The organism is Faecalibacterium langellae, assembly GCF_002549775.1.
Taxonomy (GTDB): Bacteria; Bacillota; Clostridia; order Oscillospirales; family Ruminococcaceae; genus Faecalibacterium; species Faecalibacterium langellae.
In genome coordinates, this window is the sequence record NZ_NMTR01000017.1 from 66,690 (window position 1) to 86,855 (window position 20,166).

A 20,166-nucleotide genomic window follows, 5' to 3' on the forward strand; every position below is an offset into this window, starting at 1 on the left:
TTATAAAATGCGGCAGATTTCGAAAAAAAGTTTTTATGGCAGTGTCAGAAACGGTCTGACCGGTGTTGCACGTTTTGCAGCGGTTCCCCATGGGGAGCGCCGCGGCAGGGCGTGTTCCGGTGCGTTCTGACACTGCTTTTTTCTTCCCGCAACGCCCCCCGTTTTTTCAGTCCGGATCGCATCGCCGGAACGGCGAACGCGTTCAATAAACGAGCAGAGCACCCGGCCCTGCGAGAATATGGAGGAATAGATTATGAATTGTCCAAAGTGTGGAGCGCAGCTCCCGGATGGAGCAAAATTCTGCGGCAGCTGCGGCGCACGCCTGACAGAGCCCACCCAGACCATCGTGGCGCGCAAGCCCACTGCCCCGGTCGTGCAGGCCCCGGAGGAGGTCGCGGTGCAGCCCGATCAGGGTGCCGCTGCGGCCAAAAAGTCCAAGCTGCCGCTGCTGATCGTGGCCATCGTGGCCGTAGTGCTGGCTGTGCTGGCAGTGGTGTTCTTCGTGCTGCCCAACCTGGGCGGCTCCAGCAAGAACGCCTATGTCGCACTGCAGGACGGCAAGTATGAGCTGCTGCCCAGCCTGAGCAAGACCGACACGGTGGAGATCGCTTCGGCCAAGACCGACGAGAGCGATTACGAGAGCCTGAGCACCGCATTCAGCCCGGACGGCAAGTATTTCTACTATATCTCCAAGCTGGACGGCAGCTACGGCACCCTGAACCGTGCCGAGTATGGCAAGCTGAAGGACGGCTCGGACAAGAACGACAAGTACATCACCACCATTGCAACGAACGTGAACCTGGACTTCTCGGTGCTGAACAATGGTGTCGTGTACAAGAACTCCGACGATAAGCTGTACTATTACGACGGCAACCAGCCCACCACCCTGGGCAAGGATGTCTACTCCTTCCGTGTGGACACCGAGAAGAACCGCGTGATGTACTATACCGCCGACGACAACGGCGACTTTACCCTCTACTTCGTGGACCTGAAGAAGCCGGATGAGTCCACCAAGCTGGTGAGCAGCGTGTACTCGCTGGTGTCCACCCAGAACCTGGACCACATCCTGTACTACAAGAAAAACGACGATGATGAGAGCATTCTCTACAGCGTGGATACCGCAGGCAACACCGAAAAGCTGGTGGATGACTACGAGACCGTGACCTACGGCGACGACGCACTGTATTATCTGGGCGCTTCGGGCGAGACCTATTCGCTGGCTTCGGTGCTGTCCGATGCCGACAACTACACCAAGGAGCCCAGCGAGGACGATTACTCTGTCCCCTACTACTGGCACTATTACTTCGGCCAGTACGACAACGAGAGCGACTATGACCAGATCGTTGCTTCCTGCTCGACCTCGGTGCGCTTCTTTGGCGAGTACGCTTCCATCGACGACATGCAGTATTCTTCCGATTCTGCTGTGGCGCTGGCCTGCAAGTCCTTCGTGGACAAGTATTCCTCTCAGGAGGACGGCGACGGCTACTTCCCGCTGACCGACGCCGTCAAGGCAGACCTCGTCACCATTGCGCAGGCTTACGGCGAGTACGGCGACACCGCATGGCATGAGCTGTGCGTGGGCTGCGAACAGGCTGGCAGTACCACCGATTACGATGCCTACTATGCTGCCCAGAGCCGCTATGAGCTGGTCCAGTCCATGAAGGAGGAAACCCCGGTTTATAACCTCTACAGCTTCAACTACAAGGACGGCACCACGACCGTGATCGCAGAGAACCTGCTGGCGGCCGTGAACTACCAGAACACGATCTTCTACTACGGCGCAGACGCCCTCACCGGCACCGTGACCGTGGACGATGTGGTGAACAGCGACGGCAGCGACTATCTGGAAGATATCATGGAACCGGCCAATGTGCATGTGTATAACATGGATACGGGCAAGACCGTGAACATGTCCAAGACCTTCCTTGAGGCCATTGCCGAACTGGACGATGCCGCCATGGTGGGCGATTACGTCCTGGTTGAGGACAGCGACGAGGGTACCCTGTACGCTGCCAAGGTCAGCGGCAATGTCATCGGCAGCCTGGAGATCGTGTCGGATGACGCTTCCATCTGCAGCGTGGAAGACGGTGTGCTGTACTACGTTGCGAACAAGTACGACAGCAACGGCACCTCTTATGCGGACCTGTACACCTACGCGAACGGCAAGTCCACCCGCGCGGCGCAGGACATCGCAGCCGATTACGCAACGGTGTACGAGGACGGCCAGCTGCTGGTGCACACCGGTTATAACAGCTACGACGACAAGGAGATCGCACTGATCGCCAAGGACGGCACCCGCACCGTGATCGCGGACGGCGTGAGCTGGGTCCGCCGCGTGGATAAGAACACCACGCTGTACATTTCGGACAACGATCTGTACAGCTACGACGGCAAGGAGAAGACCCGCCTGCTCACCGATGTGGACCAGATGTGGTGCAGAGATACGCTGGCCGGGACCACCATTGATCTGGGCTGGTACGGCTATTAAGATTCAGCGAAAAGGAGACGCAACCATGGCATTTTTCGATGAAATGAAGAACCGGGTCACCCAGGCGAGCCAGAGCGCGGCCAAGAGTGCCAAAGAGTTTTCGGAGATCACCCGGCTGAACGGCGAGATCTCGGATGCAGAAAGCCGCATCAACCAGCTCTACAATCAGATCGGCTATGAGGTGTACTGCGCCTACAGCGCACACCCCCTGCCCGAGGCAGCCGATCTCATCGAGCAGGTGAATGCCCTGCACGATAAGATCGAGAACTGCCGGATGCAGATCCAGACCATCAACGCAGCCAGCCGCTGCCCCAACTGCGGCGCAAAGATCCGCCCGGGCATGGCCTTCTGTTCCGGCTGCGGTGCACGGCTGGTCCAGGCAGAGCCTGCCCAGCCCGCCGCACAGGCTTTCTGCCAGAACTGCGGCGCGCCGCTGGCCCCGGGTGCAGCCTTCTGCACCAGCTGCGGCACACGGGTGGAGCAGCCCGCGGCTCCCACCCCGGCTCCCGCTCCCGCCCCGGCAGCCCCGGCACAGTCGGCGGCATTTACCCCGGCACCCTCGTTCCAGCAGCCCACCCAGCCCGTGCAGCAGCCGGTCCAGCAGCCTGCCCAGCCGGCAGCCCCGCAGACCTCGGTCTGCCCCAGCTGCGGTGAGCCCATCCCGGCGGATGCGACCTTCTGCATCAACTGCGGCGCAAAGCTGGACTGAGCCAACGACTTATAAAGAGCATACCCCACATCACGGGAGGATGGAATGGATAGACCGAAACCTCTGACCGCAAACGTCGGGCAGGACGCCGCATACCTCGGCATGCGCGTGAACCTCATCGGCGAGAACGGCCACATCGACGCGCTGCTGCTGCCCCGGGTGGCAGAAGGCAAATATCGTTTTTCCCAGGCGGGCAGCGGCTTCCTTTCCATCGAAGCGCTGGGCGGCCAGTGGTATCTGTGCTGCGACGCGGCCACCTGCTTTGTGGGCGCGCAGTCGGTGGACTGCCGCCAGACGCCGCTGGCACTGCGGCAGATGTACTTCCTGCGCAATGCGGGCCGCCAGTATATCCTGTATGCCGAGACCATCACCAAGGCGTCCAGCGTGTTCCGCAACTACCGCGCACGCTACAATGTGCCCATCCGCTTTGGCCGTGACAACACCAACGATATCGTCAGCTCCAACGGCTTCGTCAGCCACCACCATGCCATCTTCCGTCTCACCGAGCGCGGCTGGGAGGTGCAGGACCTGGAGAGCGCCAACGGCGTTTATGTCAACCACTGCCGCGTGAGGGGCACTGCCGCGCTGAAGCTGGGCGATGTGGTCTACCTGATGGGCCCCCGCGTCATCGTCGGCACGGACTTTCTGTCCATCTGCTCCGGTGACACCAAAATGTACGTCAGCCCGTCGGTGCTGCCGGTGCTGGACCCGCCCCGCGGCGACGTGGGCGTTGCCACCGGTGCCCGCCGCGGCGGGCTGTACAACCGCGGCCCCCGCAGCCGTTATTCCATGGAGTGGCCGGCCATCGCAGTGGATGCGCCGCCCATGCCCATGAACTCGGACAAGATGCCGCTGGTGCTGCGCATGGGTTCGTCGGCCGTCATGGGCGGCCGCTCCATCATGATGGGCAGCTACAGCATGGCCCTCACCTCGCTGGTCTTCCCCTTCCTGACCCAGCGCTACACCGAAAAGGAGCGCAAGGAATATGAGGCCCGCCGTCTGGAAAAATACGGCGAATATCTGGAAGCCAAAAAGCAGGAGATCGAAAAGGAGTGCAAGCACGAATACGACGTGCTGAACGCCAACTACCCGAACATGTCCAGCGTGCTGGGCTACTTCGAGAGCATGGTCTCCCGCCTGTGGGAGCGCCGCAACACCGACGACGACTTCCTCACTTTGCGCATCGGCTCCGGCACGGTGCCCATGCGCGCCGCGCTGGAGTACCCGCAGGAGCGCTTTGAGATGGAGCAGGACACGCTGGAAGCGCAGATGTATGCGCTGGTGCAGCAGACCTACGTCATCCCCAAGGCCCCGGTGATGACCTCCCTGCTGGAGGACTACGTCTGCGGCGTGGTGGGCGACCGGCCCTATGTGCTGGCCTTTGTGCGCAGCCTGGCGGCCCAGCTCATGATGACCCACAGCTACGACGAGGTGAAGTGCATCTTCCTGCTGGAAAAGGAAGAACTGCCCGCCCTGAACGAGGTGCGCTACCTGCCCCATGTGTGGAACAACGAGCGCACCATCCGCTTCCTGGCCACCAGCCAGCCCGGCGCCAGCGCCATCGGCGAATACCTGCGCCGGGAGATGGAGGGGGCCTTCGGCGCAAAAGCGGATGTGGCGAAATACCGCCGCACCCACCCGCACTATGTGGTGTTTGCGCTGAGCAAATCCCTTTACGATAACCTGGAAGTGCTGAAAGATGTGCTGGCCGAAGACCACAACGTAGGCCTTTCGGTGGTGGCTGCCTTTGAGCAGCAGCCCAAGGAGTCCACCCGCATCTTCCGCATGAGCTCCACCGGCACCCATCATGCCTACGACCTGCTGCACCCGGACCAGCCGCCCCAGGAGTTCGCGCTGGACCGCTACGGCGAGGACCGCTACCTTGCCAGCATGAAAAAGCTGGCCAACACCAGCCTGATGACCATCGCAGGCAGCTACAGCCTGCCCAAGACCTTCACCTTCCTGGAGATGTTCGGCGTGGGCAAGGTGGAACACCTGAACCTGCTCAAGCGCTGGGCCGACAGCGACCCCACCCGCAGCCTGGCTGCGCCGGTGGGCGTGGGCACCGACGGCGAACTGTTCATGCTGGACCTGCACGAAAAGCGCCAGGGCCCCCACGGCCTGGTGGCCGGCATGACCGGCTCCGGCAAGTCGGAGTTCATCATCACCTACATCCTGTCCATGGCGGTCAACTTCAGCCCCGACGAGGTGGCCTTCCTGCTCATCGACTACAAGGGCGGCGGCCTGGCCGGTGCCTTTGAGGATAAGGCCCGCGGCATCCATCTGCCGCATCTGGTGGGTACCATCACCAACCTGGACGGTGCCGCCATCTCCCGCTCGATGATCTCCATCGAGAGCGAGCTGAAACGCCGCCAGCGCATCTTCAACGAGGCGAAAAGCCGCTGCAACGAAGGCACGCTGGACATCTACGATTATCAGCGCCTGTACCGCGCCCACCGGGTGGAGGAACCCCTGCCGCACCTGTTCATCATCTCGGACGAGTTTGCCGAGCTGAAAAGCCAGCAGCCGGAGTTCATGGACAAGCTGATCAGTACCGCCCGCATCGGCCGAAGCCTGGGCGTCCACCTGATCCTGGCCACCCAGAAGCCCTCCGGCGTGGTCAACGACCAGATCTGGAGCAACACCAAGTTCCGCGTCTGCCTGCGCGTGCAGGACACCGGCGACAGCCAGGACATGCTCAAGCGCCCGGACGCCGCCAGCCTGAAGGACACCGGCCGGTTCTACCTGCAGGTGGGCTACAACGAATACTTCGCCATGGGCCAGTCCGCATGGTGCGGCGCCGAATACATCCCGCAGGACGAAGTGGTCCAGCAGAAGGACGAATCGGTGCAGGTCATCGACGACACGGCCCAGACTCTGCTGGTGGCAAAGCCTATCAAGAAAAAGAAAAAGGCCGAGTCCAAGCAGATCGTGGCGGTGGTGCAGTACCTGTCCGAGATGGCAAAGCGCGAACACATCATCCCGCGCACCCTGCTGCCGCCCCCGCTGCCCACCATGCTGACGCTGGCGCAGCTGCAGGAGCGCTTCCCCGGCAAGACGCCGGAAAAGATCTCGGCCCTCGTGGGCATGATCGACGACCCGGGCAAGCAGGAACAGTACCCGATGGAGCTGGACCTGCAGAGCACCCACAACCTGCTGCTGGTGGGCGAAAGCGGCTGCGGCAAGACGGCCATGCTCCAGACCATGCTGCTGAACCTGGCCCAGCGCTATACGCCCGAGCAGGTCAACTTCTACATTCTGGATTTCTCCAGTAAGCTGCTGACCCAGTTCCGCCGCATCCCGCACTGCGGCATCGTGCTGACCGACGAGGACGAACCGTCCATCGACCGCCTGTTCGAGATGATCACCGACGAGACCAAGCGCCGCCAGAAGCTGTTCGCGCAGGCCGAGGTGAACAGCTATGAGGCTTACTGCCGGGTGGAAAAGCTGCCCCTGTGGGTGGTGGTGATCGACGGCGTGGTCAACTTTACCAGCATCAAGAAGGGCAACTTCTACTACAGCACCATCCACGATTTCATGCGTGACGGCGCGCCCTACGGCATCAAATTCGTGCTGGCAGGCGGCCATTACAACGAGTTCAGTATGCGTGTGCGGCAGGAAGCCAGCGAGCACATCGGCATGAACCAGAAGGACAAGTACGGCTACTTCGACATTCTGGGCTGCAAGACCGAATATCTGCCGCCCTGCCTGCCGGGCCGCGGCCTGTGCATCTGGGAGGAGCAGCCGCTGGAGTTCCAGGGCGCGATCCTTTCGGACAGCGAGGACCAGCAGGCCGCCGCACAGCAGCTGCGCGCCGCGCTGGACGAGATCGCGGCCCGCGATGCAGCATACCCCCCGGCCATGCGTCTGCCGATGGTGGAAGAAGGCCAGAGCTACGCAGAATTCTGCGAAAAGTTTGCGCCGATGCGCATCCCGCTGGGCTACAACCTCTCGGATGCAAAGCCGGTGGCGCTGCCGCTGCGCCAGACCTTCTCGCTGACGGTCTACAACGGCAACCCGGCCGGTGCCGAGCACATCGTGAGCACCCTGCTGCAGGCGTACTGCCGCGAGCACATGGAGCTGTTCATTGTGCGCCGCAACTTCAACAGCATCTATGCGGACGGTTCGGACCTGCTGCAGCAGCTGCAGGCGCAGACCAAGGTCACCCTGTTCGAGCAGGATAAGGAGACCGGCCTGCAGGAGCTGTTCGAGCGCCTGATGGCGATCATGGGCGAGCGCATGCAGCTGCGCAACGAGTTCGTGCAGCAGAACGGCCTGACCCGTGGCGACCCGCAGAACACGGTGCGTGCCTTTGAGTATATCCACGCCCACAGCACGCCGCTGATGGTGATCTTTGAAAACTACTACGAGTTTGCAAAGTCGCTGTACGACGGCCAGGCGGTGATGTTTGCCGAGCTGTTCCGTGCGCAGGACCCGAACACGACCAGCAAGAAGAACAACGGCTATGGCTACAACATCTACTATACGGCCTGCTTCGGACCCGGCGAGTATACGCTGACGGCGGCCCAGACGCCGATGGCAGACTGCTTCAACCCCCAGAAGTTCACCCTGATGTTCGGCGGCCAGCTGGACAAATGCGGCGCCGTTCCGCTGCCGCGGGATTACCTGGCGATCAACGAGCCGGATGAGCACTACAACCACTGCGTGATGTACTATCAGGGCAGGCTGGCCGGGCTCTCGCTGCCCTGCGGCGAGCTGGTGCATGTGGAACCCGACCCGGATGAAGTGCCGATCATTTGAGAAAGCAAGGAGAATTGACCATGGCTGACAGAAAGAGTGTCCAGACCGAAGGCTATCAGCTGGAGCTGGAACACCTGACCCAGGAGAAAAAGCTGATGCAGCAGCTGCTGCAGATGTGCACCGAGCAGTATGCAGAGGTCTGCGAGCGCTTCCCCGAAGAAGATGCGATGAAGATCCACAAGGATTACCTCAAAAAGCAGCTGGGACGGTATCAGCAGTGCGTCCGGATCGCAGAGTGGCGAGCCAAGAAGCTGCGCGGCATCACCTTTGGCCGCGAGGAATATCCCGCGTTCTGCGAGAAGTTCCCGGCTGGCCGCATTCCGCTGGGCTACGACGACCAGAGCGATAACTCCATCGCCCTGCCGCTGCGGCAGATGTTCTCCCTCTCGGTGGTGGTGAAGGAGCCGGAGACCCGGGAAAAGGTCTACGCAAACCTTCTGGAAGCCTATGCCCGCGAGGGGATGCAGGTGATGGTCTTCAAGAAAAAGAAGAACAGCCTGTTCGGGGAGGGCTCGCCCCTGCTGCAGGCCTACCAGAAGCGCACCGACATGATCCTGCTGGAAGCTGCGGCAGAGGATGGCAAGCGTCTGGTCGATAAACTGACAAAAGAAATGCAGAAACGCGCGGACCTGAAGCGTAAATACTGCAAGGAGCATGATCTGGATGCGGCCGATCCGACTTCTGCATTGAAGGCCTTTGACTTCATCCGCAGCAAAACGAAGCCGCTGATGGTCTGGTTCGAAGCTTTTGAGGAGCTGGAGACCATATTCACAGCGGAGGACAAAGCATCGCTGGGTGCATTGTTTGCGGCAGGCGGCAAGCAGGAAGAAATGACGGATCACGCTAACCTGCAGCGAGGCCGCGGCTACAACCTGTATTATACCGGCTGCTTCAAGGAAGGCTTTTCCCAGTGCGGGCAGCAGCAGGATGATTCCCTGCTGGAGCAGTTCAACCCCCAGCAGCACATCCTGCGCTTCAACGAGGAGCCGGAGGAAAAATGTTTCGCCCGCTGGGAGGAGTACCAGTACGGCATCCCCGGCAAGACCCAGTGCAGCTGCATCATGACCTACAACGGCGAAGACTACTGCATCACGATGCCCTGCGGCACCCACGAGGAAGAAAACCCGGACGATCTGAACATTTTCACGCTGGACCTGTAAGGCGGAGAACGGCATGGATAAGCTTTTGCTGACCATCGAAGTCCCTTCGGTGGAACAAATATTCGATTTTACGGCCCCCAAGACCATCACGCCGGGCCTGATGCGCGAACTGCTGTATCAGGTGCTGGCAGAGCTGACGGGCGGGGCCTACATCCCTTCCGGCGCAGAACTGCTGTGCCGGCGCGAAGACCGGAAGGTCTTGCCCACGGAAGTATCGCTGGAAGACAGCGGTGTACAGATGGGCGACCATCTGATCCTGTTCTGAAACAGTGAGGACCCATGGATTATTACATCGACGAGCTCTACGAAGGCTGTGTGAGCGAACTGAATACCCTGTATCAGCTGTTGGAGCAGGACAAAGACGAACTATCAGGCTGTGTGGGTGGAGAACTGCTGGACGCGTACAGAAAAAATACAGATCTCCTTCTGCAGCAGCTTGATGGAATACAAAAAGATCTGCGCATCATTTTTGATGTCTGATCGAAAACACATTTAATTGGAGGTATTGTACTATGGCAGCAACTACAGCAATGAACATTGATAGCCAGCGCGGCGGCCAGTGGTGTGACGCAGTGGAGCAGATCAACAACAAGGTCCAGCAGATCATGAGCGAGGTCGCTCAGATCGTCGAGGATCTGGGCAACTCCGACGAGGGCGGCAGCATCGGCGAAAAGCTTGTGAAGGCAGCAGCCGGCTATGTGCAGAAGTTCGGCCAGATGGTTGAGCAGTTCGTAAATGTTGTAACAACAATTGCTGAACAAATCGGAAAAGCGGTCCAGTTTGCACAAAAGGTCATCGGTGTTATTTCGACTGTGGCGAAGATCGTGGCAGTATTTGTCTGATCCTGATATGGTGTGGCTTAAAAGCGAAAGGAGCACATTATTATGGCAACAAATTTTGAAAGCATCAAACTGAACTTCAAATCCAGTGCATACTCCACCGCTGTCACCCAGCTGGAGTCCAAAATGAAGGAACTGGAATCGGCTCGCAGCGAGTATGACCAGCGCCGCAGCGAGATCCCCCAGTTCTGGGATGGCGATGCACGAGACGAAGCCTATGAGGTCATCGGCCAGAACATTGAGAACGTCAAGACCGCTTACAAGGCCGTGGAAGAAAACATGAAGGCCTTCAAGGAAGCAGACGAGAGCGCAAACAACATTGCAAGCGAGACCAAGCAGAAGCTGGAAGACGCCCGCAAGAAAGTGCAGAGTCTGTTCCAGTCCTGATGGAATTTTATCTAAACCCCGAGCGGCTGGAACAGCGCAATGAAAACGTGCGCGAACAGCTGCGCCATGTCCGGCGCTTTTCCGAGCTTGTCCGGCAGAGCAAAAAGATCGACACCATGCACCAGAAGGAGCTGATCCGGATTCAGCAGCGCCTGGACCGCATGGAGCGGAATCTGTCGCAACTGATCACTGCGACCGACGACGCACTGGCCGAATATGCAAAGCTGCAGCAGGAAATGAAGGATGATATGGCCCAGCTCAGGCACGATGCGACCCAGCTGTTTACATGACGTGAGTGTTGGGCGGCTCGCCGCAATACCATTTGCAGGCGGGCCGCTTTTTTATCAGAACGATTTGAGGATAAGGAAGGTACGCGAAACCATGCGGACACTGAAACGAACGGCGGTATTCCTTTTGACCCTGCTGTGGCTGGCGGGGTGCGGGCTGTGCAGTTTTGCAGCGGGCGATCAGCCGGTGCTGTGGGCGGCGCAGACCGAGCAGAGCGCGGTGCTGTATCTGCCGCAGTCCGGTGATGTGACCGAATGCCTTGTGGGCAGCGTGAAGTGCACCGGCGTCCAGTCCAAGGCCATCTCGGAGCTGGAGCACCCCATCCACACGCTGATCTTACTGGATAACTCCCTCTCCATCCCGAAGGAGAGCCGGGAGACCATCTCCAAAATTCTGGACAACCTGGTGGGCAACCGGATGCAGGGCGAACTGTATACCATTGCCACCATTTCCGATGATATCCGCTATCTCTGCTCTGCCGAAAGCGATTATCTCTCGCTGGGCAGTGCCATTGACGGCATTACATATGAAAACCAGAACACCCAGCTGACCGACCGCGTCTATGAGGCGGTGCAGAAGCTGTATGATGCCGACCCCACCCAGCTGTGCCGGGTGGTCATCATCTCGGACGGCGTGGACGACAAGCAGATCGGCTACACCCGCACTGAGCTGGAAAACCTGCTGCGCAGCTGCGGCTACCCCATCTACACGGTGGGCTGCGGCCCCAACGACACGGCTGAGCGCAAAACAAAGCTGGAAAACCTGTTCGCGCTCTCCCGCGTGAACCGAGGCCAGTCCTGGTATCTGGCCGAGACCAACGACACCTTTGCCATCGCAAAGGGCATCTGTGAGTACAACGGTGCTCAGCGGGTCACCGCGAAGCTGCCGGACGAGGTGTGTGACGGCTCCACCCGGGCCATTCAGGTCACCTGCGGCGGCACCGCCTACAGCACCCAGCTGAAGATGCCCTTCGTGGCGGCCTCGGAACCGGCTTCGTCGGTCAGCAGCGCCCCGGCCTCGTCGGCCGCGGAGCCGGTGCAGGACAACTCCAACCAGACGAGGATGCTCCTCCTGCTGGCCGGTGCGGGCGCTGCGGTGGTGATCGTGCTGGTGGTGGTCTTCGTGGTGCTGGGCCGCAAAAAGAAGGCCGACGCCAAAAAGAAGGACGCCCCCAAGGACCCGCCGCTGCCCGCCCGCCACGGCACCGTGGTGGTCACGGTGGACGATGACACCCCCGGCGTGCAGAAGACCTGGAACGCTGAAAAGCGCCCTGCCCCGGCCCCGGTGCGGCCAAAGCCCCAGCCGGTGCCGCCGCCCCAGCCCGTGGACCCCGGCGACGCCACGGTGCGCATGTTCGGCCGCAGCACTCCCTTCGGCGAGACTGCGGCGGCCGGGGCCCGCACCCCGGTGCTGCGCCTGACCGACCTGAACAACGCGGCCAACACCTACGAAGTGCCGCTGGACGGCATCGTGACCATCGGCCGCAGCGCCGGCTGCCGCCTGGTGCTGAGCCGCCCCTCGGTCTCCCACAGCCAGTGTGACATCTTTGTGCAGAACGGCCGTGTGTGCATCACCAACCGCAGCGCCACCAACCCCACCTGCGTCAACGGCCACCCGGTGGGCACGGCTTCCCCGCTGCCGGACGGCTGCGTGCTGACCATGGGCAACGAGAAAATGAAGGTGGTGATCGTCTGACCATGCTGCAGGGTGGAGTATTGTGCAAGACCGGCCTGAAGCGCAAGGTCAACCAGGACCGCGCCGGGATGCTGGCAGACGGCGACACCTGCCTGTGCTACATCGCGGACGGCATGGGCGGCCACTACGCCGGAGAAAAGGCCAGCGGCCTCATCGCCCAGTCGCTGACCGACTGGTGGGACGGCTGCCACGAGGCCGCGCGCCGGATGCCGCTGCAGGAGCTGGCCGAGCACTTCAAAGAATTGCTGGACGGCTGCGCATCCCAGCTCAACCGCGAGATCCCGGAGGACGAATACTGCGGGTCCACCATCGTGCTGCTGTGGCTGAACGGCGGGCAGTACCTGCTGCTGACGGCGGGCGACAGCCGCTGCTACCGGCTGCGGCGGGGGCTGCTGCGCACCGAGTTCTGCCAGATGAGCACCGACGACGTCTACCACGCCAAAGGCCCCGAGGACGCGGCGCTGGAAGGCAAGCTGACCAACTGCATCGGCTCCCAGTACACGGCGCACTACACCGTGCAGACCGGCACGGCCGAGCGCCGCACCCTGTTCGCGCTGTGCAGCGACGGCGTTTACCGCTGCTGCCCGCCGGTCTCGCTGCAGGCAGAGCTGGCCGAGGCTTTCCGCACCGACGACCTCAAGCCGGTGCTGGACCGCATCAGCGCCATCGTCTGCTCCCACGGCGCACCGGATAACTATTCGCTGGTCGTGGCGCAGATCAAATAACCGAAACATCGGCAGGAGGAATTTCATGGATTATCAGATCTCCTATGCCTGCATGAGCCACATCGGCAGGCGCCGGCGCATGAACCAGGACAACTTCCTGTGCGGCGGCATCTATGCAAAGCCGGATCAGCCCGGCCGGGGCCGCGCGCCCATCACCGGTAGCGTCACCTCGGCGCAGACCTCCCTGTTCGGCGTGTTCGACGGCATGGGCGGCGAGGAACGGGGTGAGATGGCTTCCTACCTTGCGGCAAAGGCAGCCTTCAGCACCCTGCGCAGCGGCACGCCCCGCCAGACGCTGGAGGCGGTGTGCCAGAACGCGAACCTGGACATCTGCCATTTCATCGAGGAGAACGGCCTGGGCACCTGCGGCACCACCGCCGCCATGCTGCTGCTGACGGCAAACGGCGTGAGCGCGTGCAACATCGGCGACAGCAAGATCTTCCGTCTCAGTGCAGGCAGCCTGTACCAGATCTCGGAAGATCACCTTTCCATCGCGCCCTACGGCGAGAAAGCGCCCCTGTCCCAGTATCTGGGCATCCCGCCGGAGGAGCTGACCATCTGCCCGTATTACGCCGAGCTGCCCTATGCGGACCAGGACAAATATCTGCTGTGCTCCGACGGCCTGACCGACATGGTCCCGCCCGAAGACATCGCCCGCATCCTGGCAAAGTTCCCGGCGGAGCAGGCGGCGCAGATCCTGCTGCAGAACGCGCTGGACAACGGCGGAAAAGATAATGTGACCCTGATCGTGCTCGAGATCGGGCGGCCCGCTGCGACCGGGCTGCTGGACCGGATCAGGAATCTGTTTTAATGAAGGAGGAACCAAACATGACCCAGGAAATTGAAAAGATCTGGCCCGAATGGAAGGTCGTGGAGCGGATCGGCAGCGGTGCCTACGGCTCGGTCTACAAGGCCGTGCGCAGTGACCACAACCTGACCAGCAGCGCCGCCATCAAGGTGATCTCCATCCCGAAGGACGCTTCGGAGATGGAATCCCTGCGCTCGGACGGCATGACCCAGGACGGCACCCGCACCTACCTGCAGGGCATCGTGGATGACTTCGTCAACGAGATCCAGCTCATGGAGACCCTGAAGGGCATCCAGAACATCGTCAGCGTCGAGGACTACAAGGTGGTGGAGCGCACCGGCGAGATCGGCTGGGATATCTACATCCGCATGGAGCTGCTCACCCCCTTCAACGACTGGAAGGGCACCCGCACCCTCTCGGAGGCCGAGGTCATCCGTCTGGGCATCGACATCTGCTCGGCGCTGGAGATCTGCGAGAAAAAGCAGATCATCCACCGCGACATCAAGCCCGAGAACATCTTCATCAACGAGTTCGGCTTCTTCAAGCTGGGCGATTTCGGCATCGCGCGCAAGCTGTCCGGCACCCGGGGCGGCCAGTCCATCAAGGGCACCTATAACTACATGGCACCGGAAGTGGCCAGCGGCACCAACTACGACGGCCGGGTGGACATCTACTCGCTGGGCATCGTGCTGTACCGCCTGCTGAACAACGACTGCCTGCCCTTCGTGCCCAGCCAGCAGCTGATGCTGGACCAGAAGGCACGCACCGACGCGCTGAACCGCCGCCTGCGCGGTGATGCGCTGCCGGCCCCGGTGAACGCCTCCCGCGATCTGGCAAACCTGGTGCTGTGCGCCTGCGCGCACAACCCGGACGCCCGCTTCCGCTCGGCGGCGGTCATGAAGCGCGCATTGCAGAACCTGCAGAGCGGTGCCCAGCCCGCGCGCCCGGCCCAGCCTGCTGCGCAGCCCGCAGCCGCCGCTGCACCGCGGGTCCGCGTGAACACCCGTTCTTCGCAGCCGCAGCCGCGCCCGGCGGCCCAGCCTGCGGACGAAAAGACCACCCGCATCGTGCCCGGCCCGGCCCCGGCGGCACAGCCCCAGTCGGAGCCTACCATGCGGGTCCCGCAGCCCCAGCCCCAGCCGGAACCCGCCCCCGAGACCGGCAAGAAGGGCAAAAAGGCCAAGAAGGAAAAGAAGAAAAAGAAGGGCGGCAAGGCCAAGTGGATCCTGCTGCTGATCCTGGTGCTGCTCATCGCGGCAGCGGCCGTGGTGGTACCCTCGCTGCTGACGGACAACGGCGAGAGCATCCCGCTCATCGGCGGTGCCATCAGCGAGGCCAACGCCGAGAACGCACGCAAGCAGGACATTGAGTCCATCCTGGCGGATGCCGCCACCTACGCCGACGCAGGCGACTACACCAACGCCCTGCGCACCCTGTCCGGCGGCCTGAACAAGTACCCCGAGGACGCAGAACTCACCGCAAAGCAGACCGAATACACCGAGGCGCTGGCCGCCAAGAACAAGCAGGACGCCCTGGACCAGGCCGCCCAGTACGCCGCCGCCGGGGACTACAAGTCCGCGCTGGAGACGGTGCAGGAAGCCCAGAAGCTGCTGGGCAGCGACGCCGACTTCCTGCAGAAGACCGCCGAGTACACCGAGAGCTACAAGAGCGCAGCCCTCGAGACGGCAGCACAGTATGAAAAGACCAGCGACTACCTGAACGCCTACAAGACCATCCAGACCGCGATGGATCTGGTGGGCAGCGATTCCTCGCTGAACGTCAAGCTCTCGCTCTATGCCCAGAACTACGCCTCCGCCGTCGCCGCCCAGGCGGATGAGAAGATCGCCGCCAAGGACTTCGCCGGGGCCCGCACCCTGCTGACCAACGCCCTGAAGGAGCTGCCCGGCAACGCCACCCTGACTGCAAAGATGACCCAGGTGTCCTCCTCGCAGCCGGTGTCCCTGTCCACCCTGTCCGTGCTGAACGGCGGCTGGGACTGGAACGCCACCGCCCCGGAAGACCCCTTCGGCAACGATTACTCCGACGCCGTGAACTATGTTGTGCTGGGCGATGATTATTGGAGATCGGAGCAGCTCTACTCGGCAGAGTACCGTGTTTACGGCAATTATTCGTCCATGACCTTCAACCTGGTACCCTATAAGGACACCGCCACGGAAGGCACCGGCTATGTGCAGATCTATGCCGACGATGTGCTGGTGCAGACCTCGCCGGTCATCGGCCAGAAGACCGACCAGCTCACCGTCACCGCTTCCATTGCGGGCGCAGAATATCTGAAGATCGTCGTGCACACGCAGGAGTGCGGCATGATCATCGTCTCGGATGTGCAGCTGTGGCCGTAAACATTGCGTTTTGACCGGAATGAATTGAACACGGAGGAAAACTTGCGATGAAATTCTGTACCGAATGTGGGACCAAAGCGGACTTTGACGAGCAGAAGTTCTGCAAAGTCTGCGGCCATAAATTCCCGGAAGCCGCCCCTGCCCCCCAGCCGGACCTGCCGGAGGACGACCCCAACGACCAGACCATCTCGTCGGCTCCTTTCTGGAGCGCACCGTCGGTGCACTCCGCTGCGCCGGAACCGGCCCCTGCCCCGGCAGAGGCCCCGGCGGAAGTCGAAGCCCCGGCGGCTGCGCCGGAGCCCTATGAAACGCTGGAGGAGGACAACGGCCCCACCATCAGCCCGGCAACGAGCGGTGCAAAGTCCTTCCACCGGGCGGCTTCCCTCAGCCCGGAACCCGCTGCCCCGGTGGAGCCTGCTGCCCCTGCAGAGGACGCGACGGTCTTCACCCCGGTGGAGCCTGCTGCCCCTGCAGAGGACGCAACCGTCTTCACCCCGGTGGAGCCTGCTGCTCCTGCGGATGACGCAACCGTCTTCACTCCGGTGGATCCCGCCGCTCCTGCGGATGACGCAACGGTCTTCACCCCGGTGGAGACTCCCGCCCCGGCAGATGACGCAACGGTCTTCACCCCGGTGGAGCTCGCCGCGCCCGCGGACGACGCGACCGTCTTCACCCCGGTGGAGCCCGCCGCTCCCGCAGAGGACGCAACGACTTTCACCCCGGTGGAGCCCGCCGCTCCTGCGGATGACGCAACGGTCTTCACCCCGGTGGAGCCTGCCGCCCCTGTGTATGATACGGCGGCTTACGCCCCGAACGGCCCCGCCGCGCCCGCAGGCGATGAGACGGTGCGGGCCTTCCTCCCGCCGCAGGACGATGACTACAGCATCGGCGTGAGCGCCCCGGCGGCCCCCGCAGCCGATTTCTTTGCCCCGGAGGCAGGCGGCGGTGTGCCGCCCATGCCGCCGGAGCCCGTGGCAGAGGCCCCGGCCCGCAAAAAGAAGTCCCCTATCCTGCTGATCGTCCTGCTGGTGGTGCTGGCCGCACTGCTGGCCGTTGGCGGCTTCTTCGTCTGGAAGAAGCTGAGCGTCAGCAAGGATGTGAGCATCGGCGGCGTTTCCTACAGCATCGAGGACACCACCGAGCTCGCCGTGCAGGACCCCACAGACGAAGACTGGGCCGCCCTGTGCTCCCTGCCGAACCTCACCAGCCTGACCATCACCGGCAGCGGCAGCACCGCGCTGGACGAGAACAAGCTCACGAAGCTCACCGCCCTGCAAAAGCTGGAACAGCTCTCCGCCGACGGCGTCACCTTCCCGGACGGCGTGTCCGAGCTGGCGAACCTGGATGCGCTGGACACTCTGGCGCTGACCAACTGCCAGCTCACCAGTGAGCAGTGCAACGGCCTGGACGGCCTGCATGGCCTGCGCAAGCTGAACCTTGCAAACAACCAGCTCACCGATCTTTCCTTCCTGCAGGGCCTGACCGGCCTGCAGGAGCTGGATGTTTCCGGCAACCAGATCGTGGATTACAGCCCCCTCACCGCCCTGACGGGCCTGACCACCCTCAGCGTGGACCAGTGCCAGGTGCAGGTGCTGAGCACCCTCCCGGCCCTTGCCACTCTGACAGTGGGCGGCAAGCCCATTGAGGATACCGCCGCCTATCTGAAAGAGCAGAAGGAGACGGTGGACCTCTACAACAGCGTCATCGGCTGGTTTGAAAGCGGCGATTACAACACCCTGAAGGTGGTGCTGCAGCAGTTCACGAATGCCGATTCTCTGGGCGGCGCGGTGCTGTCCTATGTCAACGGCTGGCTGATGGGCAGCGGCACCGAGTGGGATGCCATCAAGTCCAGCCTGCCCGCAGGCGCCAAGGAAGTTCTGGTGGACACCACCGGCCTGTACTACGGCCAGGTGGTGGACGGCAAGCGCTCCGGCGAAGGCATCCAGCTGTTCGCGGGCAATTACAGCGTCTACAACGGCCAGTGGTCCAACGACCTGCCCAACGGCACCGGCACTTACCGCAAGACTGCCGCCGACGGCACCACGCTGGAGTTCACCGGCACCTATGCCGACGGCTATGAGAACGGCACCATGACCTTCAAGGCCACCAACAGCACCGGCAGCCAGTCCGGCACCTACACCGCCGCCAACGGCAGCCGCACCACGGTGCGCCAGATCAGCGACAGCCAGTACGCCTTTGTCCAGTTCGACAACGTCTACTGGTACGACGCTTCCCCGGACGGCCACGGCGTGGCTGTGGGCAAGATCGCCTATCAGGAGGAGCAGGCCATGGAGATCCTGCCGGAGCCGGACCCCGTCCCGGCGGCATCGTCTTCCTCCGGCTCGGGCAGCGGCTCGGGCGGCCGCGGCTCCAGCTCGGGCAGCGGTTCTTCCGGCGGCGGCAGCTCGGCCCCGGCAGCCAGCACGCCCCCGGCCAGCAGCTCTGCGTCGTCCGATTCCGGTGACGACAGCGGCTCCTGGACGGCAGACGATATCTGGAACGTTGTGCAGCTGACGAAGGATATTATTGATATGTTCAGCTGATCCCGCATCGGCCTGAGCGCAAACGGCCTGCTTTTTGTCCGCGTGGGATAAGGCGGGCCGTTTATTTTCAAGACGAGGAGACACCATGGAGAAGGAATATTACCGGCGCTATGAGCCGTTTTTCGGCGAGTGGAGGCTGGGGCGGTTCATCGGCGCGGGCAGCTACGGCAAGGTGTTCGAGATCGAGCGCCGCGACGCCCTGGGCACCGTGAGCACCAGCGCCATGAAGGCGCTGACCATCCCTTCCTCGCAGGATGAGCTGGACGCGATCCTGGCCAGCGGCATGGACGAGGAAGGCGTGTCCGACTACTTCCAGAAATATGTCGATGACATCAAAAAGGAGATCGCCCTGATGCAGCGGCTCAAGGGCCACAGCACCATCGTCAGCTATGAGGACCACCGGGCCTACCCCCACCCAGACGGCCGCGGGTGGGACATCCTCATCCGCATGGAGCTGCTCCGGCCCATCAACGACGACCTGCGCCGGCAGAAGATCTTCACCCGGGCCGAGGTCCTTCGCCTGGGCATCGACCTGTGCAGTGCGCTGGAAGTGTGCCAGAAAAACAACATCATCCACCGGGATATCAAGCCCGGCAACATCTTCCTTTCCCAGGAGGGCAGTTTCAAGCTGGGCGATTTCGGCGTGGCCCGCATCGCCAGCGCGTCCATGGCGGCCTCCACCCGGGCGGGCACCGTGAACTACATGGCCCCGGAGGTGTTCCAGGGCAGGCGCTACACAAGCAGCGTGGACATCTACTCGCTGGGGCTGGTGCTCTACCAGCTGCTGAACATGAACCGGATGCCCTTCTATCCGCCCCCGCCGCAGAACATCACGCCGGACCAGCAGGAGCGCGCCCGCGCCCGGCGGTTTTCCGGCGAGCCCCTGCCGCCCCCGGCTCAGGCAGACCCGGCCCTTGCGGCGGTGGTGCTCAAGGCCTGTGCCTGGGACCCTGCGGCCCGCTATGCGAGCCCTGCCAAGATGCGGCAGGCGCTGGAAGCGCTGACTGCGGCACCCGCCCCGGCCCGGGAGGGACCGCGCCCCGCCGAGACGCCGGCCCCGCAGCCCGTTCCGGCCCCGAAAAAGGCCCACGGCTTCCACGCCCCGGCCAAAACCCTTGCCCCGCTGCCGCCCCGGCCTGCCGAGGCACCCCCGGCGGAAGGACCCGCGCCTGCCCCGGAAAGGGACCCCGGCGAGACGGTCCTTCTGCTGCGCTGGCAGGAAAAGCCGCGCACCCCGGAAGGCGCGCCCCCTGCCGCCGGGCTCAGAACGTCAGCCCCGCTGACCGCGCCCAAAAAGCTGCAGCCCGCCCGGAAGCTGGCCCCCGCCGCCGAAAAGGCGCAGGACGCCCCGGACGAAGAAAAGCGGTGAGCCCCCGGCCCGCCATCAACAGCGGGGAATCGCC

At 62.6% G+C, this 20,166-nt stretch carries 15 protein-coding genes; all 15 read left to right on the forward strand.

What is annotated here, in order from left to right; translation table 11 throughout:
- Positions 1-253: 253 nt before the first annotated feature.
- The 15 genes from CGS49_RS07310 to CGS49_RS07380 all read left to right on the forward strand — a co-directional run bounded on the left by CGS49_RS07310 (position 254) and on the right by CGS49_RS07380 (position 20,132).
- Positions 254-2,488: a zinc ribbon domain-containing protein gene (locus tag CGS49_RS07310; protein WP_097801206.1), complete on the forward strand. Its 2,235-nt coding sequence runs from the start codon at positions 254-256 to the stop codon at positions 2,486-2,488.
- A gap of 25 nt (positions 2,489-2,513) precedes the next feature.
- Positions 2,514-3,197 carry a zinc ribbon domain-containing protein gene (locus CGS49_RS07315; protein WP_179859049.1) on the forward strand — a complete coding sequence of 228 codons (684 nt, stop codon included), beginning with the start codon at positions 2,514-2,516 and terminating at the stop codon, positions 3,195-3,197.
- Between the two features lie 45 nt (positions 3,198-3,242).
- Entirely contained in the window at positions 3,243-7,958 is a 4,716-nt protein-coding gene (gene essC / locus CGS49_RS07320; protein ID WP_097801208.1) for a type VII secretion protein EssC, read from the forward strand.
- 20 nt (positions 7,959-7,978) lie between these two features.
- Positions 7,979-9,118 carry a hypothetical protein gene (locus tag CGS49_RS07325; protein WP_097801209.1) on the forward strand — a complete coding sequence of 380 codons (1,140 nt, stop codon included), beginning with the start codon at positions 7,979-7,981 and terminating at the stop codon, positions 9,116-9,118.
- Between the two features lie 13 nt (positions 9,119-9,131).
- The gene (locus CGS49_RS07330) at positions 9,132-9,383 is read left to right on the forward strand and encodes a hypothetical protein (RefSeq protein WP_097801210.1); all 252 of its coding nucleotides are present in this window, start codon (positions 9,132-9,134) and stop codon (positions 9,381-9,383) included.
- A 14-nt stretch (positions 9,384-9,397) separates the two neighbouring features.
- Positions 9,398-9,598: a hypothetical protein gene (locus tag CGS49_RS07335; protein ID WP_097801211.1), complete on the forward strand. Its 201-nt coding sequence runs from the start codon at positions 9,398-9,400 to the stop codon at positions 9,596-9,598.
- 32 nt (positions 9,599-9,630) lie between these two features.
- Positions 9,631-9,960: a hypothetical protein gene (locus CGS49_RS07340; RefSeq protein WP_143405832.1), complete on the forward strand. Its 330-nt coding sequence runs from the start codon at positions 9,631-9,633 to the stop codon at positions 9,958-9,960.
- Positions 9,961-10,002: 42 nt separating this feature from the next.
- Positions 10,003-10,344 carry a hypothetical protein gene (locus tag CGS49_RS07345; RefSeq protein ID WP_097801213.1) on the forward strand — a complete coding sequence of 114 codons (342 nt, stop codon included), beginning with the start codon at positions 10,003-10,005 and terminating at the stop codon, positions 10,342-10,344.
- On the forward strand, positions 10,344-10,634 hold the full coding sequence (locus tag CGS49_RS07350; RefSeq protein ID WP_097801214.1) for a hypothetical protein: 291 nt from the start codon (positions 10,344-10,346) through the stop codon (positions 10,632-10,634). The genes CGS49_RS07345 and CGS49_RS07350 overlap by 1 nt, the downstream gene beginning before the upstream one ends.
- Positions 10,635-10,725: 91 nt before the next feature.
- A complete protein-coding gene (locus CGS49_RS07355; RefSeq protein WP_179859050.1) occupies positions 10,726-12,327 on the forward strand; it encodes an FHA domain-containing protein in 1,602 nt (533 codons plus the stop codon).
- A gap of 2 nt (positions 12,328-12,329) precedes the next feature.
- Positions 12,330-13,052, forward strand: coding sequence for a PP2C family protein-serine/threonine phosphatase (locus CGS49_RS07360; protein ID WP_097801216.1), 723 nt, complete (start codon positions 12,330-12,332; stop codon positions 13,050-13,052).
- Between the two features lie 25 nt (positions 13,053-13,077).
- Positions 13,078-13,863 carry a PP2C family protein-serine/threonine phosphatase gene (locus CGS49_RS07365; RefSeq protein WP_097801217.1) on the forward strand — a complete coding sequence of 262 codons (786 nt, stop codon included), beginning with the start codon at positions 13,078-13,080 and terminating at the stop codon, positions 13,861-13,863.
- Between the two features lie 17 nt (positions 13,864-13,880).
- Positions 13,881-16,220, forward strand: a complete 2,340-nt coding sequence (locus CGS49_RS07370) for a serine/threonine-protein kinase (RefSeq protein ID WP_179859051.1) — start codon at positions 13,881-13,883, stop codon at positions 16,218-16,220.
- Positions 16,221-16,267: 47 nt separating this feature from the next.
- Positions 16,268-18,763 carry a leucine-rich repeat domain-containing protein gene (locus tag CGS49_RS07375; RefSeq protein WP_097801219.1) on the forward strand — a complete coding sequence of 832 codons (2,496 nt, stop codon included), beginning with the start codon at positions 16,268-16,270 and terminating at the stop codon, positions 18,761-18,763.
- 85 nt (positions 18,764-18,848) lie between these two features.
- On the forward strand, positions 18,849-20,132 hold the full coding sequence (locus CGS49_RS07380; RefSeq protein ID WP_097801220.1) for a serine/threonine-protein kinase: 1,284 nt from the start codon (positions 18,849-18,851) through the stop codon (positions 20,130-20,132).
- Positions 20,133-20,166 lie beyond the last annotated feature (34 nt).